General features: G+C 71.6%; 13 protein-coding genes. 10 read left to right on the top strand and 3 right to left on the bottom strand.

Annotated elements, in window-relative coordinates; genetic code table 11:
- Window positions 1-120: 120 nt before the first annotated feature.
- Window positions 121-2,856: an energy transducer TonB gene (locus IPJ59_RS08755; protein WP_293270765.1), complete on the bottom strand. Its 2,736-nt coding sequence runs from the start codon at window positions 2,854-2,856 to the stop codon at window positions 121-123.
- Between the two features lie 313 nt (window positions 2,857-3,169).
- Here IPJ59_RS08755 and IPJ59_RS08750 point away from each other — a divergent pair, with 313 nt between their 5' ends.
- The 7 genes from IPJ59_RS08750 to IPJ59_RS08720 all read left to right on the top strand — a co-directional run bounded on the left by IPJ59_RS08750 (window position 3,170) and on the right by IPJ59_RS08720 (window position 14,860).
- Window positions 3,170-5,386 carry an AAA-like domain-containing protein gene (locus IPJ59_RS08750; protein ID WP_293271341.1) on the top strand — a complete coding sequence of 739 codons (2,217 nt, stop codon included), beginning with the start codon at window positions 3,170-3,172 and terminating at the stop codon, window positions 5,384-5,386.
- Entirely contained in the window at window positions 5,383-9,360 is a 3,978-nt protein-coding gene (locus tag IPJ59_RS08745; RefSeq protein WP_293270763.1) for an AAA-like domain-containing protein, read from the top strand. Before IPJ59_RS08750 ends, IPJ59_RS08745 begins: the two co-directional genes overlap by 4 nt.
- A gap of 54 nt (window positions 9,361-9,414) precedes the next feature.
- A complete protein-coding gene (locus IPJ59_RS08740; RefSeq protein ID WP_293259252.1) occupies window positions 9,415-10,125 on the top strand; it encodes a hypothetical protein in 711 nt (236 codons plus the stop codon).
- Between the two features lie 151 nt (window positions 10,126-10,276).
- On the top strand, window positions 10,277-10,885 hold the full coding sequence (locus IPJ59_RS08735; RefSeq protein WP_293259255.1) for an RNA polymerase sigma factor: 609 nt from the start codon (window positions 10,277-10,279) through the stop codon (window positions 10,883-10,885).
- Window positions 10,875-12,707: a serine hydrolase domain-containing protein gene (locus tag IPJ59_RS08730; RefSeq protein WP_293270761.1), complete on the top strand. Its 1,833-nt coding sequence runs from the start codon at window positions 10,875-10,877 to the stop codon at window positions 12,705-12,707. The genes IPJ59_RS08735 and IPJ59_RS08730 overlap by 11 nt, the downstream gene beginning before the upstream one ends.
- Before the next feature lie 146 nt (window positions 12,708-12,853).
- Window positions 12,854-13,606: a hypothetical protein gene (locus IPJ59_RS08725; protein WP_293270759.1), complete on the top strand. Its 753-nt coding sequence runs from the start codon at window positions 12,854-12,856 to the stop codon at window positions 13,604-13,606.
- A gap of 147 nt (window positions 13,607-13,753) precedes the next feature.
- On the top strand, window positions 13,754-14,860 hold the full coding sequence (locus IPJ59_RS08720; RefSeq protein WP_293270757.1) for a calcium/sodium antiporter: 1,107 nt from the start codon (window positions 13,754-13,756) through the stop codon (window positions 14,858-14,860).
- On the opposite strand, the gene IPJ59_RS08715 is transcribed toward IPJ59_RS08720, so the two are convergent.
- Window positions 14,837-15,727, bottom strand: coding sequence for a hypothetical protein (locus IPJ59_RS08715; RefSeq protein ID WP_293270755.1), 891 nt, complete (start codon window positions 15,725-15,727; stop codon window positions 14,837-14,839). The two genes, IPJ59_RS08720 and IPJ59_RS08715, sit on opposite strands and share 24 nt — an antisense overlap.
- Window positions 15,728-15,847: 120 nt before the next feature.
- Between IPJ59_RS08715 and IPJ59_RS08710 the strand changes: the two genes are divergently transcribed.
- Together IPJ59_RS08710 and IPJ59_RS08705 are read left to right on the top strand one after the other, a co-directional pair.
- Complete coding sequence (locus tag IPJ59_RS08710) at window positions 15,848-16,585, top strand: TerB family tellurite resistance protein (RefSeq protein ID WP_293259269.1); 738 nt, start codon at window positions 15,848-15,850, stop codon at window positions 16,583-16,585.
- Window positions 16,586-16,724: 139 nt separating this feature from the next.
- Window positions 16,725-17,768: a hypothetical protein gene (locus tag IPJ59_RS08705; RefSeq protein ID WP_293270753.1), complete on the top strand. Its 1,044-nt coding sequence runs from the start codon at window positions 16,725-16,727 to the stop codon at window positions 17,766-17,768.
- Here IPJ59_RS08705 and IPJ59_RS08700 read toward each other — a convergent pair.
- A complete protein-coding gene (locus IPJ59_RS08700; RefSeq protein WP_293270751.1) occupies window positions 17,754-18,311 on the bottom strand; it encodes a hypothetical protein in 558 nt (185 codons plus the stop codon). The genes IPJ59_RS08705 and IPJ59_RS08700 overlap by 15 nt on opposite strands.
- A 68-nt stretch (window positions 18,312-18,379) precedes the next feature.
- On the opposite strand from IPJ59_RS08700, the gene IPJ59_RS08695 reads away from it, so the two are divergent.
- Complete coding sequence (locus IPJ59_RS08695) at window positions 18,380-19,897, top strand: hypothetical protein (protein ID WP_293270749.1); 1,518 nt, start codon at window positions 18,380-18,382, stop codon at window positions 19,895-19,897.

The raw sequence follows: 19,897 nt of genomic DNA, 5'->3' as shown, positions 1-19,897 counted from the left end.
GGTCCGCGCGCTCGCCTCGTCTCGGCCGCCAAACTAAAACCGTCGCTGGACCTGTCAAGGGCCCGATTTACTCGGCCCGCGTCACTCGCCGGAGTCACTCCGCCCGAGGCGGGCCCGGCCTTAGAACTCGAGCCGGACCCCGAGCGACGGGATGATCGGCAAGCCGGCCTGGACAGTATTCTGCTGCAGGTTGTAGCTGTACACGATCGCCTCGGGGTTCTGATGGTTGTACACGTTGATCACGTCGAGGTAGACGTTCACCATCACGCGCTTGTACGTGAAGGTCTTGTCGACGCGGAGGTCGAGCTGGTGGAAGGTCGGCAGCCGGCCCTGCGTGCCGCGGGCATTGAGGTAGCCGCCGTCCTCGCTGTTGAACACCCCGTCCTTGTACAGCGTGGTCGGGTTGCCGCTGACGAGGCGGAAGCGGCCGCCGACCTGCCACCCGCGCGGCAGCTTGTACACCGCGATCACCGTGAGGATGTGCGGCTGGTCGAAGGCGAAGGGCGTGTACTTCGCGCCCGGCTTCTCCTGCACGACGCTGCGCATCAGCGTGTAGCTGACCCAGCCGAAGAACTTCTTGGTCAGCGCCTTGCGCAGCAGGAACTCGCCGCCGAAGATCTGGCCGATCCCCTGGTTAGCGAAGTTCTCGAGGCGCAGCGTGTCGTCGGGGGCGCGGATGATCCGCGTCGACTGCGTCGAGCGGTCGAACACATACTTGTAGAAGCCGGTCACCTCGACGCTCAGGCCGAGATTCGAGAAGGTGTGCAGCACGCCGAGGCTGGTGTGCACCGCTCGCTCGACGCTGGCCCGCGGGTTGCCCCAGATCGGGTTCAGGCTGATGAGATCGGGGATCTGGCTGTAGAGGCCGACGCCGCCCTTGATCGTCGTCTCCTCGCCGACCTGCCACATGAAGCGCAGGCGCGGGTCGACCGTGGCCTTCTTCACCAGCAACGCGTAGTAGGCCGTGCGCACGCCCGGCAGCAGGGTGAAGCGCTCGCCGAGCTGGATCGTTCCGGTCGCGTACATCGCCGGGGTCGCGTAGGACTGGGCGAGGTCGCCGACGTTGAACACGCCGGTGCCGCCGAGGCCCGCCGCCGCCGGGAAGCCCGGGGCGCGCGCGTCGATGTTGTAGCGGCCGGCCTGCAGCTCGGTGCCGAGGCGCAGCGCGAAGCGCTCGCTGATCTGCCGCGCCGCCTCGCTGCGGAACGAGAAGCCGGTGTTCGGGAAGTCGAACTCGAACAGGTTGCCGAACTTGCCGCTGAGCCGCTGGTAGTTGAACGACGGCGTGATCAGGAAGTCCCACGGCCCCTGCTGCTTGCGGTAGATGACGTCGAAGCGGTGGAACAGGATCGCCGTCTGGGCGCTGTTGCTGCCGGTGTCCGCGGTGTCGTTGGGCGGGGTGGCGATCAGCTTGAAGCGGTCGTCGGAGCCGAACCAGCGGATCGAGAACTCGCCGCCGCCGAGCGGGTAGTCGAACAGCGCCTGGTAGTCGTAGTAGCGCGGCGCCTGCGTCAGCCCGAGGCCCGCGTCCTTCGGCACCGCCACCTTGAGCACCCCGTCGATGTAGCTGCGGCGCCCCGACAGCGCGAAGCTCCCCTTGCCGACCTTGCCCTCGAGAAGCACGCCGGCGTCGAACAGGTCGGCGTCGACGTAGCCGTGGACCCCGTCGCGTCGGCCCTTGCGCGGGTTGACGTTGATGATGCCGCCGATCGCGTCGCCGAAGCGGCTGTCGAAGTTGCCGGGCAGGAAGTCGATCTGCGCGAGGATGTCCGAGTTGAAGGTCGAGGACAGCGCGCCGAAGTGGAACAGCTGCGGGATCTCGTGGTAGCCGAGGTAAGTGCGGGAGTCGGCCGGCGCCGCGCCGCGGATGACCAGCAGGCCGGCGCCGAAGGGCGGCCGGGCCACGCCGGGAAAGTTCTGGATCGCCTTGAGCGCGTCGCCCTGCGTGCCCGGCAGGTTGTTGATCTCCTGCACCGTGATCGTCCGCCGCGACACCTCCTCCGGCTCGTTGCGTCGGCTCGCCACCACCGTGCGGTAGGGGTTCACGACCATCCGCCGCTGGAAGTACTTGACCTCGAGGCGCCCGCCCTTCGCGATCTCCTCTACGTACTCGAGGCGCTCGAAGCCCTGCGCCAGCACGATGACCCGGACCTTGCCGTCCGGCAGCCCGCGCAGCTCGAAGCCGCCGTCCTCGCCCGTGAACACCCGCTGCTGCCAGGCTGGCGTCGGCGCCTCGCCGTAGTCCTTCTTGCGCACCTCGCCGACCTCGGCGTCGGCCTCCGCCGGGATCACCAGCACGCTCGCGCCCGACACCGGCGTGCGCTGACCGGCCTCGAGCAAGAGCCCTTGCATGCGCACGGGTCCCTGCGCCACCGGCTCGGGACCGGCCGCATCTGGCTCGATCGCGGGCCCCGGCTCCGCGGCGGGCGGAGCTGGCTCGACGGGCTCGGGCGGCAGGGGCGGCGGCGCGGCGATGTCGATCGCCACCGACAGCACGACCTCGATCGGACGTCCCTTGTAGAGACCCGGGCTGTAGCGCAGCGCCCCCGCGGCCGCGAGCGCGAGCTGGTCGAGCTCCGGGTGCACGCGCAGGGCCAGCTCGAGCTCCCGCGGCACGCCGTCGACCCCGACCACCAGCTTGATGAGCACGCGCCCCTGCGGCGGCGGGTCGAGGCGCCGCAGCGCCTCCGGATAGCTGATCTCGGCGCTGTTCTGCAGGACAGGTTGGACCAGCTCACCGGACCCCGTAGGCAAGGCGTCCTGGGCCCGCGCGTGCGCTTGCAGGGCGGGCCCCATCAGGGCCGCGATCACCAGCCATCGAGGGGGGCCGCGCACGGTGGCGAGAGCATCGCTCATGCGGCTCGCGTCTGCCTAGGCCTCGAAGCGCAAGAATGCGCGCCATCGCTGCACACCCGCGGCGCAGGTGGGCGGCATGCGGGCGCAGCTCTGGAAGCCGACGCGGCGTCCCGGGCGTAGACAGCACCCTGGCCTCGTGCCCCCCCAACCGGGTAGCAGCAGCTGAGGCCAGCGCGTCACAACCTCCGATCACCCGTCGCGGCGACGATCCTCATCATCGCTGATTGCTGCGGCCCTGCGCCGGACAATCACCGCGAGAACGCCCCTGCCCTGCCGCACACATCGCGGATGATACACTCCGAAGCTCTTGGTTATGCGCTCCTTCGGCTGGCTTCACTTCACAGACCTCCACCAGGGCCTCGACGCCCAGGGGTGGCTGTGGCCTGGCGTGCGCGAGATCCTGTTCACCGACCTCGAGAAGCTGCACGAGCGCTGCGGCCCGTGGGACCTGGTCCTGTTCTCTGGCGACCTCACCCAGCGCGCCGCGCCCGAGGAGTTCAACCGCCTCAGCGACACCCTCGCCCAGCTGTGGGACCACCTCAAGGCGCTCGGCTCGACGCCCAGCCTGCTCACGGTCCCCGGCAACCATGACCTCGTGCGCCCCGACCCGCGCCGCCCCGAGACCCTCGTGCTCGCGCGCTGGCCCGCCTTCCCCGAGGTCCAGGTCGAGTTCTGGCGCGACGCCAGCTCGCCGTACCGCAAGCTGGTCGAGCAGGCCTTCGCCAACTACAGCGCGTGGCACGAGCGGCACCCGTTCTGCGCCCTCCAGCGCCAGCCCGGGATGTTGCCCGGCGACTTCTCGACGGTGCTCACCCGCAACGATCTGCGCCTCGGCATCATCGGCCTCAACAGCGCCTTCTTGCAGCTCACCGGCAGCAACTACGAGGGCAAGCTCGCGGTCGACGTGCGCCAGCTGCACGGCGTGTGCGACAGCGACGGCCCGGCGTGGGTCAAGCGCTGCGACTTCACCCTGCTGATGACGCACCACCCGCCCGACTGGCTGTCGTCGGAGGCGCGCGAGCACTTCTTCGGCGAGATCGTCCCGCCGGGCCGCTTCGCGGTCCACCTGTTCGGGCACATGCACGAGCACATGACCACCTCGCTCAGCATCGGCGGCTCGGCGATGCGGCGCCAGATCCAGGGCAGCTCGCTGTTCGGCCTCGAGAGCTTCGGCGACGGCAAGCTCGACCGCCGCCACGGCTACGCCGCCGGCCGCATCACCGTCGACGACCGCGGCGAGGCCAGCCTGCGCCTGTGGCCCCGCGTCGCCAGGCGCCACGCCGCCGGCCACTGGCGCATCGTCCAGGACCTCGACGCCTTCGAGCTCAGCGACGACCAGGGCACCCGCCCCGAGCCGCTGCCCTTCGCCCGCAAGCCGCCACCGCCGCCTCCGACGGCCACCGCCGTCACGCCACCGCCGCAGCCCGCGACCCCGGACCCGCGCGCCGCCGCCTCGCAGGTCGCCCCCGTGCCGGAGTTCATGACCTCGCTCTCGGGCGGCAGCGTCGGCGACTCCGGCATCTACTTCACGATCGCCGCGCGCGTGCAGCCGCCGGGCGCCCCCTTCAATCACAGCTGGCACATCGGCCGCGCCGAGGAGGAGCGCACCGCGCTCAACTACCTCGACCAGCCGGGCGCGCCGGTCGTGCTGTGGGGCCCGGAGAAGTTCGGCAAGACCTGGACCGCCCAGTTCCTCACCAACTGCGTGATGCAGCAGGACGGCGGCGACTGCCGCGTCATCGCCATCAACCTCGACACCTTCGACCACGAGTCGCGGGCCGACTACCCGAGCTTCATCCGCGAGCTCGCCTTCCAGATCGTCGGCGCGCTCGGCGGGCCGGAGGACTGGGTACCGACCCTGTGGCGCTCGCACGGCAGCGTCAACCAAAAGCTCGGCCGGCTGATGCGAGAGAACGTGCTGCCGCTGGTCAACACGCGGGTGATCATGGCGCTCGACCGCGTCGACGCCGTGTGGGGCCTGCCCTTCAAGGACGACTGCTTCGGCATGCTGCGCGCGTGGGCCCAGGACGCGCGCCTCGGCAAGCTGCGCTTCATCCTCGGCATCAGCACCACGCCGCGGCGCCTGATCGATCGGCCGACCCAGTCGCCCTTCAACCTCACCCCGCCGATCGTCCTCGGCGACTTCAACCGCGCGCAGATCGAGCAGCTCGCCGGGCTCTACGGGCTCAGCTGGTCCGACAAGGACTTCACCGCGCTCACCGAGCTGCTCGGCGGCCACCCCTACCTCGTCCGCCACGTCATGCACCGCGCCAACCTGGCCGGCGGCGTCGCCGTCAGCGAGCTGCTCGACGAGGGCACCAGCCTGTTCGACGACTTCCTCCAGCGCTACGCCCGGCGCCTGCACAACGCCCCCGAGCTGCTCGCCGGCATCCGTCGCCTGCGCAGCGAGACCCTGTCCGAGCTCGACCCGGAGATCTCGACCCGCCTCGAGGCCGCCGGCCTCGCCGTCGAGGAGAAGGTCGGCTTCTACCGCCTGCGCTACCGCCTCTACGAGCGACTCCGGCTATGACGGCGCGCTCCGGCTTCCAGGTCGGCGGCGCGGTCCAGCAGGGCGCGCTGTACGTCGCAAGGCGGGCCGACCGCGAGCTGTTCGAGGCGCTGCGCCACGGCGAGTTCTGCTACATCCTCGCCCCGCGGCAGATCGGCAAGTCGAGCCTGCGCGTCCGCGTCGGTCAGGCCCTCGCGCGTGAAGGCGTGCGCTGCGTCAGCATCGACTTCTCCGGCATCGGCTCGACCTCCGTCACGATCGACGAGTGGTACTACAGCATCGCCGACGACATCGCCCAGGCGCTCGGCCTGCCGAACCTCGACCTGTTCTGGACCACGCACCAGCACCTCACCCCGGTCCACCGCTGGTACCGCTTCATCCGCAACGAGCTGCTCGACCGCGTCGCCGGCCCGGTGGTCGTGTTCATCGACGAGGTCGACTCGGTGCTCGCGCTGAGCTTCGCCACCGACGACTTCTTCGCCTCGATCCGCTCGGCCTACAACCTCCGCGCCGACGACCCCGACTACGGCCGCCTCACCTTCTGCCTGCTCGGCGTCGCCGCCCCCGCGGACCTGATCCAAAACTCGGTCCGCACCCCCTTCAACATCGGCCGCGAGATCCGCCTCGACGACTTCTCGCGGGCCGAGCTCGCCACCCTCCGCCCCGGCCTCGAGGGCCTCGGCTGCGACGCCGACGCCCTCCTCGACGCCGTCTACGTGTGGACCGCCGGCCACCCCTACATGACCCAGCGCCTGTGCGACGACCTCGAGCGCCACGGCCCGGTCGAGCCCGGCAAGGAGGCCGCGCGGGTCGACGACGCCGCCTTCAACCTGTTCATCCGCAGCGGCCGCGGCGGCGACGCCAACCTCGCGTACGCCGAGAAGCGCCTCGACATGAACGCCTCGCGCATGCGCGTGCGCCAGATGCTGCACCTCTACCGCAAGCTGCTGGACGGCGAGCGCGTCCCCGCCGAGCCCAACAGCCAGATCCAGACCGAGCTGCGCCTCACCGGCCTCGCCGCCGAGTTCCTCGACGGCGGCGAGATCTACCTGCGCACCCGCAACCTCATCTTCGCCGAGGTCTACGACCACAAGTGGCTCAAGACCAAGGAGAAGGAGCAGCGCCTCGCCGAGCTGGTCGACCGCTGGGCCAGCTCCGGCAAGCTCGACGACTACCTCCTGCGCGGCGCGGCCCTCGAGGACGCGCTCGTGTGGTCGCAGGGTCGCGGCGACCTCACCGTCAGCGACCACGAGTTCCTGCTCGCGGGCGTCAACTACGCCCGCCGCGAGGCCGAGAGCCGGCACCGCGTCGAGGAGACCGCGCGCAAGGAGGAGGCCGCGGGACGCAAGGCGATCGAGGAGCAGCGCAAGGCCGACCGCGAGCGCTACCGGGCCGACATCGAGCGCGAGCGGCGGGAGCGGGCCGAGGAGGGCGCCCTCTCGCAGCGCCGGACGATCAGCATCCTCACCGGCACCGTCGCCCTTCTCGGCGTCCTGCTCGCGCTCGCGGCCTGGCAGTACATCGTCGCCGAGCGCAGCAAGTCGATGCTCGCCGACCTCAACACCCGCAACAACGAGATCACGGAGATCGAGCGCGACGGCGCCGAGGCGCTGCTGCTCGCGCAGCAGGCCGGCAAGGAGCGCGAGGCCCTGCGCATGGCGATCCGCGCCGCCAGCCGCAGCATGCAGAAGGGCCGCCAGGTCCCGCCGCGGGTGCTACAGGGCCTCGCCGCCGCCGTCGCCACCCCGGTGCAGCGGCCCGGCGTGCTGCGCCACGCCGAGGCGATCGTCGACGCCGACTTCTCGCACGACGGCACCCGCGTGCTCACGGCCAGCCGTGACAACAGCGCCCACCTGTGGGACGCCGTCTCGGGGCGATCGATCCGCGTCTTCGACGAGCACAGTGGACCTGTCCTCGAGGCCAGCTTCTCGAAGGACGACTACCGCATCCACACCGTCTCGGGCGACCGCAACTTGCGCCTGTGGAACGTCTCGTCCGGCGACCTCATCGAGGCCTACAAGCTCCCGCCCGCGGCCCGCCCGATCGCCAGCGTCGCGCCCGATCTCCTGCGCGCCGCGCTGACCCAGACCGACCGCACCCTGCGCCTCGTCGAGCTCGACGGCAGCAAGCGCAGCGAGCTCCTGCGCGGCCACACCAGCCCGATCACCGCCGCCACCTTCTCGCCCGACGGCCTGCGCCTCGTCACCGCCTGCAGCGACGGCAGCGCCCGCCTGTGGGACACCAGCACCGCGCGGATGATCGCCGTGATGCGCCGCCACGCCGGCCCCCTCAAGGGCGTCGTGTTCGCGCCCGATAGCCAGCGCATCCTCACCATCGGCGAGGACCGCACCGCCCGCCTGTGGAGCGATCAAGGCGTGCACATCGCCGGCCTCACCGCCCACACCGGGGCGATCCTCGGCGCCGTCTTCTCGGTCGACAACGCCACCGTCGCGACCCACAGCGAGGACCGCACCGCGATCCTCTGGGGCGCCCAGAGCGGCAAGGAGATCGCCGTCCTCGGCGGTCACACCGACGCCGTGCTCGACCTCAGCTTCTCGGCCGACAGCCGCCGCCTCGTCACCGCCAGCGCCGACACCACCGCCCGCGTGTGGCACAGCCGCGGCGACCTCGTCGTCGAGCTCATCGGCCACACCGACCACGTGCGCATGGCCCGGTTCTCGCCCGACGGCGCCCGCGTGCTCACGGCCAGCGACGACAGCACCGCCCGCCTGTGGAACAGCAGCAGCGGCAACGTCGTCGCCACCCTCGAGGGCCACACCGCCAAGGTGAGGATCGGCCGCTTCTCGTCCGACGGCGCCCGCGTGCTCACCGTCGGCGACGACAACACGGCCCGCCTGTGGGACGCCTCGCTCAGCAACGCGATCCCGACGCTGAAGGGTCACAGCGCGCCGATCCGCCTGGCCCGCTTCTCACCCGATGGCACGCGCATCGTCACCGTCAGCGAGGACAAGACCGCCCGCCTCTGGGACGCCTCCTCGCCGAGCTACAACCTCGTCAGCACCCTCTACGGCCACACCGGTCCGGTCGCCGCCGTCGTGTTCTCCGGCGAGGGCGCCGGCCGCATGATCACCCTCGCCGAGGACGACCCCACCCTGCGCCTGTGGGACAGCCAGACCGGCGCCCTGCTCCACACCGCCAGCCACGTCGGCCCCGTCCTCGCGGCCACCTTCTCCCGCGACGGCGCCCGCATGATCTCCGCGGGCGCCGACGACACGATCCGCGTCTGGGAGGTCGCCACCGGCCGCGAGCTGCCGGACAAGGGCTGCCAGGGCATGCACGGCCGCATCGACGTCGCCGCCCTCGCGCCTGGCGGCAGCTTCGCCCTCATCGCCAGCCGCAGCAGCAACCGCGCCATCCTCGTCCCCGCCGCCTGCGGCGGCGACATCGACCTCATCGGCCACTCCGGCCCCGTCACCAGCGCCGCCTTCTCGCCCGACGGCTCCGTCGTCGCCACCATCTCCACCGACAACACCACCAAGCTGTGGTCGACCCGCTACGGCACCGACATCGACACCCTCGACACCGGCTCCGGCTCCGTCCACAGCGTCAACTTCTCCCGCGACGGCGCCCGCCTCGTCGTCGCCACCGCCCGCGACGCCTGGGTCTACAACCTCGAGGAGGGCCACAAGCCCGAGGTCTTCGCCACCCTGCAGGGCCACTCCGCCGCCGTCCTCCACGCCAGCTTCTCGAGCAACGGCAACCGCATCGTCACCGCCTCCTCCGACAACACCGCCAAGCTGTGGGCCCTCGCCTCCCCCGGCTTCGAGCTCATCGCCACCCTCCACGGCCACTCCGCCGCCGTCAACCACGCCGACTTCTCCCCCGACGGCTCGCTCGTCGTCACCGCCGGCCGGGACAGCCGCGCCAAGGTCTACCCCACCACCCTCGAGGCCTTCTTCAAGAAGGCCTGCGAGGCCCTCCGCAGCCACCCCGAGGACTACGAGGAGGTCGCCATCGTCTGCGGCGGCGCCTGAGCGCCCGCGCAGTGTTCCCGCCGACGGGCCATCCGTGCGATAACGCGCCCTGTCATGCCGACCCCTCGCACCGCACGTAGCGCCCCCTCCAAGCCGCCCACCCCACCCGCACGAGCACCCGCAGTCGTCGGACCTGTCCCCAAGGCCAGGTCCACCCGCAGCCTCCCGGCCACCCCGCGACCTGTCCGCAAGACCAGGTCCACCCGAAGCGCCCCCAAGCTGGCCCGCCCGGTCCGCCAGGTCGTGCAAGAGCGCGAGCCCGACGCCGTGATCCGCACCGCGACCGGCCGCAGCTGGGCCCAGTGGTTTCGCCTGCTCGACCGCTTCGACGTCGCCGCCGCGGGCCGCAGCGCCACCGTGCGCCACCTCGCCGAGGCCCACGACTGCCCGCGCTGGTGGCGACAACACATCGCCAGCGCCCACGCCGAGGCGCGTGGCCTGCAGGCGCCCGCCGCCCCCGGCCTCGCCGCCAACACCAGCCGCACCCTCTCGGTCTCGGTCGACGACCTCTACCGCGCCTGGCAAGGCCGCGCCCCCGGCAAGTGGCTGCAGACCAAGTTCAAGGTCCACCGCGCCAACGCCAACAAGTCGCTGCGCCTCGACTGGCCCGACCACACCAGCGTCGAGATCTACTTCTGGGCCAAGGGCGAGCGCCGCAGCCAGGTCAACGTGATGCACCGCCAGCTCAGCGACGCCAGCGAGGTCGCGGCCAAGAAGGCCTTCTGGTCCGAGGCCCTCGACAAGCTGCAGGCCGCCCTCGAGTAACGCCCCGCGCCTCCGCGCCGCCCCCCTCGGTGCCCCGCGGCGCGACCACACCTCCACGCCGCGCCTCCACACCGCGCCTCCACGCCGCGCCTCCGCGACGCGATCTGCCGCGCCCGGGAACAACCACGCCCCGCATCCGTGGCACCATCCCGTGATCGCCACCGCCCCCACGGCCGAGGCCCCCGTGAAACCAGCACCGCCGGCCGAACTCGACGAGCTGACCCTGCTGCGGGCCCAGCGAGGCGACGCCCGGGCCCGGCGTGACCTCGTCGTCCGCTACCAGCGACCGGTCTTCGCCCTGCTCTCGCGCATGCTGTTCCACCGCGGCCAGCAGCTCGCGCTCGAGGACCTCGCCCAGGAGACCTTCCTCCGCGTCTTCAAGGCCCTGCCCGGCTTCCAGCGCAGCGGCCCCGCCCGGCTCTCGACCTGGATCTTGACGATCGCCACCAACCTCGCGATCGACCACCTGCGCCGCCGCAAGCTGCCCACCGACTCACTGAGCGACGCCAGCGAGCCCGAGGCCGACGCCGCCACCGACAGCGACGCCGAGCGCCGCCGCCTCGCCGCCGTCCTGCGCCGGGCGATCGACGAGCTCGCCCCCGAGTACCGCGCCGCCTTCCTGCTCCGCGAGTATCACGAGTTCGAATACGCCGAGATCGCCAGCACGCTGCAGATCGACCTCGGCACCGTCAAGTCGCGGCTGAGCCGCGCCCGTGCGGCCCTGCGCCGCTCCCTCGAGGAGGTGTACCGTGCACGATGAACCCCGCAGCGACCTCGAGCAGCGTGCGCTCGCCGCCTGGACCCCCGCCGAGCCGCCCGCCGACTTCGCCGACCGAGTCCTGCGCGCGGCCGCCGAGGACCCGCGCCTGCGCGCCCCGACCCCATCGTCGACCCCACCGATCGACCTCACGGTCTCCACGATCCGCTGGCCACGCTTCGCCGTCGCGGCGATCGTCGCCGCCGCGATCGCCGGCGCCGCAGCGGCCACCGCCAGCTTCTGGCCCGCGAGGAACACCAGCGGCGAGACCCGCCGCAGCTTCCACGACGACGACGAGCACCGCGAGTCCATCCCGCTCACTGCTGCCGCCGCCCAGGCCCCGGTCGCCGCGGTCCCGCTCGACCTCGGCGTCCAGATCGAACGCCACATGCGCAGCTACGGGGTCCACCACGGCGACGCCTTCAAGTTCAGCGGCAGCGTGCTGGTCGCCCGCGACGGCGAGCTGCTGTCGATGGGCCACTACGGTCGCGCCGACATCGCCAGCGACCGCCCGATCACCGCCGACACCCGCTTCAAGATCGGCAGCCTCACCCAGCAGTTCACCGCCGTCGCCGTCCTGCAGCTGCGCGACGCCGGCAAGCTGCGCCTCGACGACGAGCTCCGCGTCCACCTGCCCGGCGACTACACCCGCCCCGGCGTAACGATCCGCCACCTCCTCACCCACAGCTCCGGCATCCCCAACTACACCGACAGCCTCGCCAGCGCCGGCGTCGAGCCCGGCACCCGCTACACCCCGCAGCAGGTCGCCGCGATCTTCAAGGACGCCGCCCTCGAGTTCCCACCCGGCAGCGAGTTCGACCCCAGCAACTCCGGCTACTTCCTGCTCGGCATGGTGATCGAGAAGCTGTCCGGCCAACCCCTCGGTCGTTACATGCACGAGCACATCTTCGCCCCCGCCGGCATGACCCGCAGCGCCCTCGGCGAGCACACCCGCATCGACGGCCGCGAGTCCGTCGACGGCGGCGAGCTGGCCACCGGCTACCAGTTCAGCGAGGACGAGCTGCTGGTCCCCGTCGCCGGCTTCAACCTCTCGATCTACGGCGGCGCTGCCGGCATGGTCTCGACCCCCGCCGACCTCCTGCGCTGGGACCGGGCCCTGCGGATCCCGAACCTCCTGCTCTCCCAGGCCTCCCTCGACGAGATGTTCCGCCCCGCGCAAAACCCCGCCATCGCCGGCAAGTACGGCCTCGGCTGGGTCGTCTCGCAGGAGCGCGGCCAGACCATGGTCGGCCACCCCGGCGGCGTCGCCGGCTTCAACGGCGCGATCGCCCGCTACCTCGGCGACGGCATCACCATCCTCGCCCTCGCCAACACCGAGGCGATCGACTGCCGCAACGTCCTCGACGCCGTCGCCGCGATCGCCCACGGCGAGCCCGTCGACCCCTACCCCGAACCCGTCGAGGTGCATGTCTCTCCGGCCATGTTCTCACGCTACCTCGGCGACTTCCGCCTCACGCCGACCGCCAGCGCCGAGCTCGCGAAGGTCGTCGACGCCGAAGATCTGGGGCGCATGCAGCAGGTGAAGATCTACGACGACAACGGCCGCCTCTTCATGCTCGTGCCCACCCACGGCGCGAAGTGGATGCACGGCCTCGGCGAGGACCGCTTCTTCTTCAAGGACCAGGCCGCGACCCTCGCCCAGTTCGGCCCGCCCGGCGCCCCAGTGGAATGGCTGCGCCTCACCCAGGGCGAGCTCGTATTCCTGCTTGCCCGAGCCCACCCAGGTGATGCGCCGCCCGCCGAGCCCGCCCAGGTCGTCTTCCCCGGCCCCTTCCGCGAGGACCTCCGCGAAGGCCCCCCATGACGCACCCCCAACGCACCCCAACGCACCCAGTGACGCACCCGCCAAAGAACTACGACCTGCCCCAAGAGACAGCGACATCGAAGCTGCGGGCGATTTGACACCCTCCGCGCCGCGCGCGTATAGTGCGCCGCTGGAGCACCTGGACCATGAAGCACACCCTCGCAGTCGTCGCCCTGAGCCTGTTCCTCGGACCCGTCACCGGCTGTGACAGCGGCGACAAGAAGTCGATCGCCGACCAGATCGGCCCCGCGACCAAGGGCGTCGCCGACATCAAGAAGGGCCCCGAGGTCTCCGAGGAGGAGCTCCAGCGCCGCCGCAAGGAGGCCGGCTTCAAGACGAAGGAGGAGGTCGACGCCGAGCTCGCCGCCGAGAACGCCAAGATGTTCGAGAAGGGCGACCGCGAGTACATCAAGGCCCGCGTCAAGGACTACCGCAAGCTCACCGCCGACACCCGCACGCTGCTCGCGGACATCGAGAAGGAGGCCGGCAAGTGGGCGAGCGCCAAGGACCCGCAGAAGGCCTTCGACAAGACCGGTGAGGCCCTCGGCAAGCGCGCCAAGGACCAGCAGAAGCAGCTCGACAAGCTGTCCGAGAAGGGCATCAAGGGCGGCAACACCCAGGTGATCCTCAACAAGGCGTTCCGCCCGCTCGAGGAGCTGCAGGGCGCCCTCGGCCCGGAGCTCGGCAAGGACGAGAAGTTCGCCGAGGCCCTCAAGACCATCCGCGCCGCCCTCGACGAGGCCGAGGCCGCCTTCACCGAGATCGAGAAGGACGAGACCCTCATCGCCAGCAAGTTCGCCAAGGTCGAGGGCGAGGAGGGCGCGGAGGGCGAAGACGCCGAGGCTGAGGGCGCGAAGCCGGACGAGGGCAAGCCCAAGGGCAAGGCCAAGGGCAAGTGATCCCGAGCGGTGCTGGCGGGGAGCACGTCGAGGCCGATCAAGGGCAAGGCGAGGGGCAAGTGATCCCCGGCCACCCTGCCTGAGCGTGGGCCCGCGCGGCCGCTTCGTGCGGCCGCAGGCCCGACCCGGCGTACAATCGCGGCCGGCATGTCCGCGCTCACCCTCGTCTTCTTCATCGTCGGCCTGGTGCTGCTCGTGGTCGGCGCCGACGCCCTGGTCGCGGGCGCCTCGCGGATCGCCGGGCGCCTCGGCATCTCCTCGCTGGTCATCGGCCTCACCGTCGTCGCCTTCGGCACCTCCGCCCCCGAGCTCGCCGTCTCGGTGACCGGCGCGCTGACCGGCCAGACCGACCTCGCCCTCGGCAACGTGGTCGGCAGCAACATCTTCAACATCCTCCTGATCCTCGGCCTGTCCGCGCTGGTCGCCCCGCTGATCGTCCAGCGCCAGCTGGTCCGCCTCGACGTCCCGATCATGATCGCCGCCACCGGCCTGTGCTGGCTGATGGCCCTCGACGGCGTGATCAGCCGCATCGACGGGGCGATCCTCGCGCTCGGCATCGTCCTCTACACCACGATCCTCATCCGCATGGCCCGCCAGGAGAGCACGATCGCCGCGGCCGGCACAGAGACCCCCGTCGCCTTCGGCCTGAAGGACCGCATCCCGGTCCAGATCGCCATGATCCTCGCCGGCGTGGCGATGCTCGTCCTCGGCTCGCACTGGCTCGTCAACGGCGCGATCGCCCTCGCCGAGACCCTCGGCCTCAGCAAGCTCATCATCAGCCTGACGATCGTCGCCGCCGGCACCTCGCTGCCCGAGCTCGCCACCTCGGTGCTCGCCGCCTACCGCGGCGAGCGCGACATCGCCGTCGGCAACGTCGTCGGCAGCAACATCTTCAACATCCTCTGCGTCCTCGGCATCTCCTCCGTCATCGCCCCCAGCGGCGTCGGCGTGGCCCCGGCCGCCCTCGCCTTCGACATCCCGGTGATGACCGCCGTCGCCCTCGCCTGCCTGCCGCTCTTCATCACCGGCGGCGTCGTCTCGCGCTGGGAGGGCGCCGTCTTCGTCGCCTACTACGTCGCCTACACCGTGTACCTCGTGCTCGCGGCCCAGCAGCACGACGCCGTCGCGACCTACGGCCTGGCGATGCGCTACGTCGTGCTCCCGCTGACCGCGATCACCGTGCTGGTCCTGCTGCTCCGCGACTTCCACGGCCGCAAACGCGGCGGGCCCTCAGCGCCGACGAGCGCTGGCTAGCGGGTCGGTGATCGCAAACACGTGGACGCCGCCCTCGGGGTCGTCGACCCACGCCAGCGCGCCGATACGCGACCAGTCGCCGGCCACCAGCTCGAGCTCGACCCGACGCAGCAGCCAGCCCGGCACGCCCGCGCGGCGCAGGTGGTACCACGCGTGATGGCCGGCCTGCACATAGCGGCCGGCGTAGCGCGGCATCATCTCGTCGATCGTCGCCGCGTCGCAGCCGGACGCTCGCAGCAGGGCCAGCGCTCGCTCGGGGGCGCGACTCGGCAGCGGCGGCGCCTCACCGCTGGCCACGAGCTCGAGCCAGTCGTTGTCTCGCGACCGCGATGAACGCGACCACAGCGGCCGCGCCCGGCGAGCCCCGGCCCGTCCACCCGGACCACCCGGACCGCCATAGCGATCGACCGCGAAAGCGTGCGTGAGTCCGTCGGCGTCGACGGTCCAGAAGCGGCCGCTGATGTGGAGATCGAGCCCGGCCTGGGTGAGGTCGACGTAGCCGGCCCACTCTTCGGGTCGTCCGGGGTCGAGGCAGGCGTGGGCGAAGGCCTCGAAGGTGGGGAAGGCGCCGAGGTACTTGCCGTGGTGGGCGAAGGGTCGGACGGCGGGCGGCAGCAGCTCGGCGCCCTCGCGCTCGCCGCGGTCGCCGCGGCGGTTGATGCGGCTGTCGTTGAGGCGACGGTGGAAGCTGCGAAACTTGCCTGTGATCGCGTCGAGCTCGTCGAAGAGCGCGACCGGATCGGGACAGCGCGCCGCGAGGCTGGTCTGCTGCAGGTACGCGAGCGCGGCCGCGATGACCTCATGCACGAAGCCGCTGGTGATCACGCGCGCGTCGCGGTCGATCTCCCGTTCGATTCGCTCCCTCATGCCCCGCACACTTCCCTTGTAACCCCTGTTCGACACCGCGCACAAGGGGCACCCCTGCGCGCGATCTCTTCGCATCTGCACTGATTGCCCAGCTGCGGTGAAACCCGCTAGCCTCGCCGGGTGGCACTGAAGCTTGAACTCGAATGGACTCTGGTCGCTTGTGGCCTCGTCGCCCTCGCCGACGGCGTGCTCAAGGGTGGCGAGGCCAGTCGCGTCCTCGACATGGTCCACGAGGCCCTCCCGCCCGACGAGCAGGACGAGTGGATCGACCTCGTCAGCGACCGCGAGCGGCTGCTCACCCACGTCGCCCGGCTCGCCCCGCCGCCCGCCGACACCCACGAGCAGATCCTCCGTCGCGCCTGGTCGATCGCCCTCGTCGACGGCGAGGGCAGCACCGATGAAGCCCGCGTGCTCGAGCAGATCGGCCAGCGCCTCGGCATCGAGCGCGGCCACGTCGTCACGTGGCGCAAGCTGTGGACCAGCGAGGCGATCGAGACCGCCGGGCACATCGCCAGCTTCGCCGCCCTCCTGCTCCACCGTCGCGGCGCCGCTGCCCCCGAGCCCAGCAAGCAGCTGCCCCCCGCCGACCGCGAACAGTTCCTGCAGCTGCTCGCCCGCATGCCCCTCAGCGACGCCCGCCGTCAGCGGCTGCACCGCCTCATGGACGAGTCACCGACCGTCGAGGAGCTCGGCAACGCCCTGCTCTGGCTCAGCGCGGAGCGCCGCGACGAGGTCCTCCGCGAGCTCGCCAGCCACATCCGCACCGGCGGCCACGGCTCGCTCGGTCGCCAGCTCTTCCTCGCCCTCGCCGCCCGCATGGCCGTCGCCGACGAGGCCGCCCGCGCCTACCTCGACTGAGCCCACCCGCCGCGCCGCGCCGGGCCCAACTCGCCCCCCCGGTCCCCCCGTTTCCCCCCCCCGGCAGCTCCGCGCCCGCTCTCCTGAGCCTCGTGTCCCGCTGGGCAAGCTCGTCGCCCCGCGCTACCGTCCCGCCCGCATGCGCCGCGCGTGGGCCCTCGTCGTGCTCCTCGGCTGCGCACGCGGCCCCGGCCGACCCGCGCAGCTCGCCCACGACCACCCCGAGGTCGCGGTCCAGCCCGACGCGCAGGACCTCGCCACCCGCACCGCCCTGCACGCCGTCGTCACCGCCGCCGGCACCCTCTACTGGCGCCTGCCCGGCCCGGACGGCCCGCGCTGCGAGCCCTGGCAGATCGAGCCCGACCCGGGCGACCCCACCCGCGGCCAGCTCGGCCACCGCGACGGCCCGCTGCACTTTCGCTTCGCGTACCGACTCATCGACGACCAGCTCCAGCTCGCCGCTCCCGTCCGCGAGCGCGAGCTCCCGCCCGCCCCGGGCGCCGTCGGGGTCGCCTCGCTCGCCCTGCCATGTGTCTTTTCGGGCATGTCCTTCGCGCCAGACGACTCGAGCGACGCCCGCCGCCTGCTGCTCATCGGCCGCGAGCGCTGGTTCATCGACCCCGAGCGCTGCGCCGCCGCCGACCCCGACGGCGCCCTGCGATCGATCGGCGAGCTGCGCCCGATCGGCTGCGCCTCCGCCCTGGCCGACCCGGCCACCCGCACGCAGCCCGACGACCCCGGCCCGCCCGGCCCCGCCGCCGCCCGCCTGGCCCGCACACGCCGCCTGTGGCTGCTGCGCCGCCGCGGCGATCGCAGCGTCTGCGAGCCCTGGCAGCACGAGCCCGCCGACCCGCTCCGCGGCACGCTCAGTCACGCCGAGCGCGACGAGCCCCGCAGCCTCGCCTACGGCTACGCGATCGCCGGCGACAGCCTCACCCTGCTCGGCCCCCACGAATTTCGCCGCCAGCGCAAACCCCCCGGCGAGCTCACCCGCGCCGGCGGCTGCCTGATCTCCCGCTCCTTGCGCCTGCAACGAGACGCCCTCGTGTTCGGCGACGACCACTGGTACCTGCGCCGCCGCGCCTGCGAGCAGGCCCTCCGCGCCGGCAGCACCCCGCAGCCAGACCCCGACTGCGGCGCCGCCCCGCTCTCAGAAGCCCAAGCCCAATCAGAAGCGAATTGACAGCGACAGCCCCGCGCCCGCCCGCACCCCGCCGAGCCACGGCCGAACCGACAGCTGATGCTTCTCGATCGCCTGCTGCTGCATGTACGCGCGCCGCATCTTGACCCCCTTGCGCAGCAGCACCCCGCCGGCCGCCGCGATCGGCACCGCCAGCGCGAAGCTCAGGGCGCTCGACGCCGTCGCCGTCGCGAACGGGTCCATCCCCAGCGGGTCGGTGCAGGTCTCCTCGCGCTCCGGGTTCGGCAGCTCGGTGGGCGGCCAATTGTTCGCCGAGCAGTAGCTGCGGACATACGCCGCCTTGTGAGCCGCCACCGCCCCGAGCACCACCAGCGTCGCCGCCACCGCCGTCGTCACCGCCCCGAGAGCGATCTCGATGTCACCGCGGTCGCGACCCAGCGACCGATCTGCCGCGGTCTCTACCCTCCCCGGCAGCACCACCCCCGGCGGCGTCCGCCTGGCGCAGCCCATCAGCGTGCAGCCGATCAACGTGCAGCACAGCGTCAGCACGACGAGGCTCCGCGGCACCAGGACATCCCCCCGCATCGCGTCGCAGCCTACCAGAGTTCGCGCGGCCCTTCCCCCGCGCCCGCGCCCGCGGCTACCCTCCCGACATGCTCGCCCTCCGCCGTCCCGCCCTGCTGCTCAGCGCGCTCGCCACCCTGCCCGCCTGCGGCGACAGCGGGCGGGCCAGCGACAGCGACCCCACCGCCGCCACCGTCCCGATCACGATCTCCGACCCGAGCGCCGCCAGCACCGGCGTGCAGCCGACCGAAACCACTGACGCCCCGACCGGCGGCACCGACGCCGCGACCACCAACCCCGCCAGCGGCACCACCACCGACCCCACCATCACCGACCCCACCATCACCAGCGCCGACACCGGCAGCAGCGGCGGCGACGCGACCACCGGCGGTCCCTGCGTCAACCTCGAGTGTCAGGTCCCCGTCTGTCCCAACGGCAGCACCACCCTCAAGGGCACCGTGTACGCGCCCGAGGGCACCTTGCCGCTCTACAACGTCGTCGTCTACGTCCCCAACGCCCCGCTCGACCCGATCCCCGACAGCGTCACCTGCGACACCTGTAAGACCGGCCTCTCGGGCCAGCCGATCACCGCCGCCCTCAGCGACACCAAGGGTGAGTTCGTCCTCGAGAACGTCCCCGCCGGCGCCAACATCCCGCTGGTCGTCACGATCGGCAAGTGGCGCCGCGAGGTCGTGATCCCCAACGTCACCGCCTGCGCCGAGAACCTCGTCGACCCCACCCTCTCGCGCCTGCCGAAGAACCAGGTCGAGGGCCACATCCCCCGCATCGCCATGGTCACCGGCGGCGCCGATGCGCTCGAGTGCCTGCTGCGCAAGGTCGGCATCGAGGACAGCGAGTTCACCCCCGAGAACGGCCCCGGGCGGATCAACATGTTCGCCGGCAAGGACGGCGGCAACAAGTACACCGCGAACCTCAACGGCGGCGCCGTGTTCCCCGGCGGCAAGACCCTGTGGGACGACCCCTTCAAGCTCAAGAACTACGACATGGTCATCATGGCCTGCGAGGGCGGCACCGACGAGGGCAACAAGTCGGCCATGGCCCGCCAGAACATCGTCGACTACGCCGGCATCGGCGGCCGCCTGTTCCTCTCGCACTGGCACAACATCTGGATCGAGAAGGGCGCCGCCCCCTTCCCCACCGCCGCCACCTTCGACCACCAAGCCGACCTCAAGGACCCCTTCACCGCCAAGCTCCAGACCGACTTCCCCAAGGGCATGGCCCTCGCCGACTGGCTGGTCAACGTCGGCGGCTCGATCGTCTTCGGCGAGATCGCGATCAAGGCCGGTCAGAACACCATCGCCGCGATCAACGACATGGTCTCGACCCGCTGGATCTACGGCGAGAACCCGACCTCGGTCCAGTACTTCACCTTCAACGCCCCGATCGGCGTCGCAGAGGAGCAGCAATGCGGCCGCGTCGTCGACACCGACATCCACGTCTCCTCCGGCGACGCCCCCGGCAAGGCCTTCCCCAACGGCTGCACCACCCCCCAGCTCTCCCCGCAAGAGAAGGTCCTCATCTTCATGCTCTTCGAGCTCAGCTCCTGCCTCATCCCCGACGACGAGCCGCCGGTGATCCCGGGCTGA

This window comes from Nannocystis sp. (genome assembly GCF_016714285.1).
Classification (GTDB): domain Bacteria; phylum Myxococcota_A; class Polyangia; order Nannocystales; family Nannocystaceae; genus Nannocystis.
The sequence above is the reverse complement of the archived record's forward strand: the minus strand, read 5'-3'. Positions and strand labels throughout refer to the sequence as shown.

Bases quoted from the DNA above. Each gene is read 5' to 3' on its own strand.
- IPJ59_RS08755 (WP_293270765.1), bottom strand. From the start codon at position 2,856: ATGAGCGATGCTCTCGCCACCGTGCGCGGCCCCCCTCGATGGCTGGTG.
- IPJ59_RS08750 (WP_293271341.1), top strand. From the start codon at position 3,170: ATGCGCTCCTTCGGCTGGCTTCACTTCACAGACCTCCACCAGGGCCTC.
- IPJ59_RS08745 (WP_293270763.1), top strand. From the start codon at position 5,383: ATGACGGCGCGCTCCGGCTTCCAGGTCGGCGGCGCGGTCCAGCAGGGC.
- IPJ59_RS08740 (WP_293259252.1), top strand. From the start codon at position 9,415: ATGCCGACCCCTCGCACCGCACGTAGCGCCCCCTCCAAGCCGCCCACC.
- IPJ59_RS08725 (WP_293270759.1), top strand. From the start codon at position 12,854: ATGAAGCACACCCTCGCAGTCGTCGCCCTGAGCCTGTTCCTCGGACCC.
- IPJ59_RS08720 (WP_293270757.1), top strand. From the start codon at position 13,754: ATGTCCGCGCTCACCCTCGTCTTCTTCATCGTCGGCCTGGTGCTGCTC.
- IPJ59_RS08715 (WP_293270755.1), bottom strand. From the start codon at position 15,727: ATGAGGGAGCGAATCGAACGGGAGATCGACCGCGACGCGCGCGTGATC.
- IPJ59_RS08705 (WP_293270753.1), top strand. From the start codon at position 16,725: ATGCGCCGCGCGTGGGCCCTCGTCGTGCTCCTCGGCTGCGCACGCGGC.
- IPJ59_RS08700 (WP_293270751.1), bottom strand. From the start codon at position 18,311: ATGCGGGGGGATGTCCTGGTGCCGCGGAGCCTCGTCGTGCTGACGCTG.
- IPJ59_RS08695 (WP_293270749.1), top strand. From the start codon at position 18,380: ATGCTCGCCCTCCGCCGTCCCGCCCTGCTGCTCAGCGCGCTCGCCACC.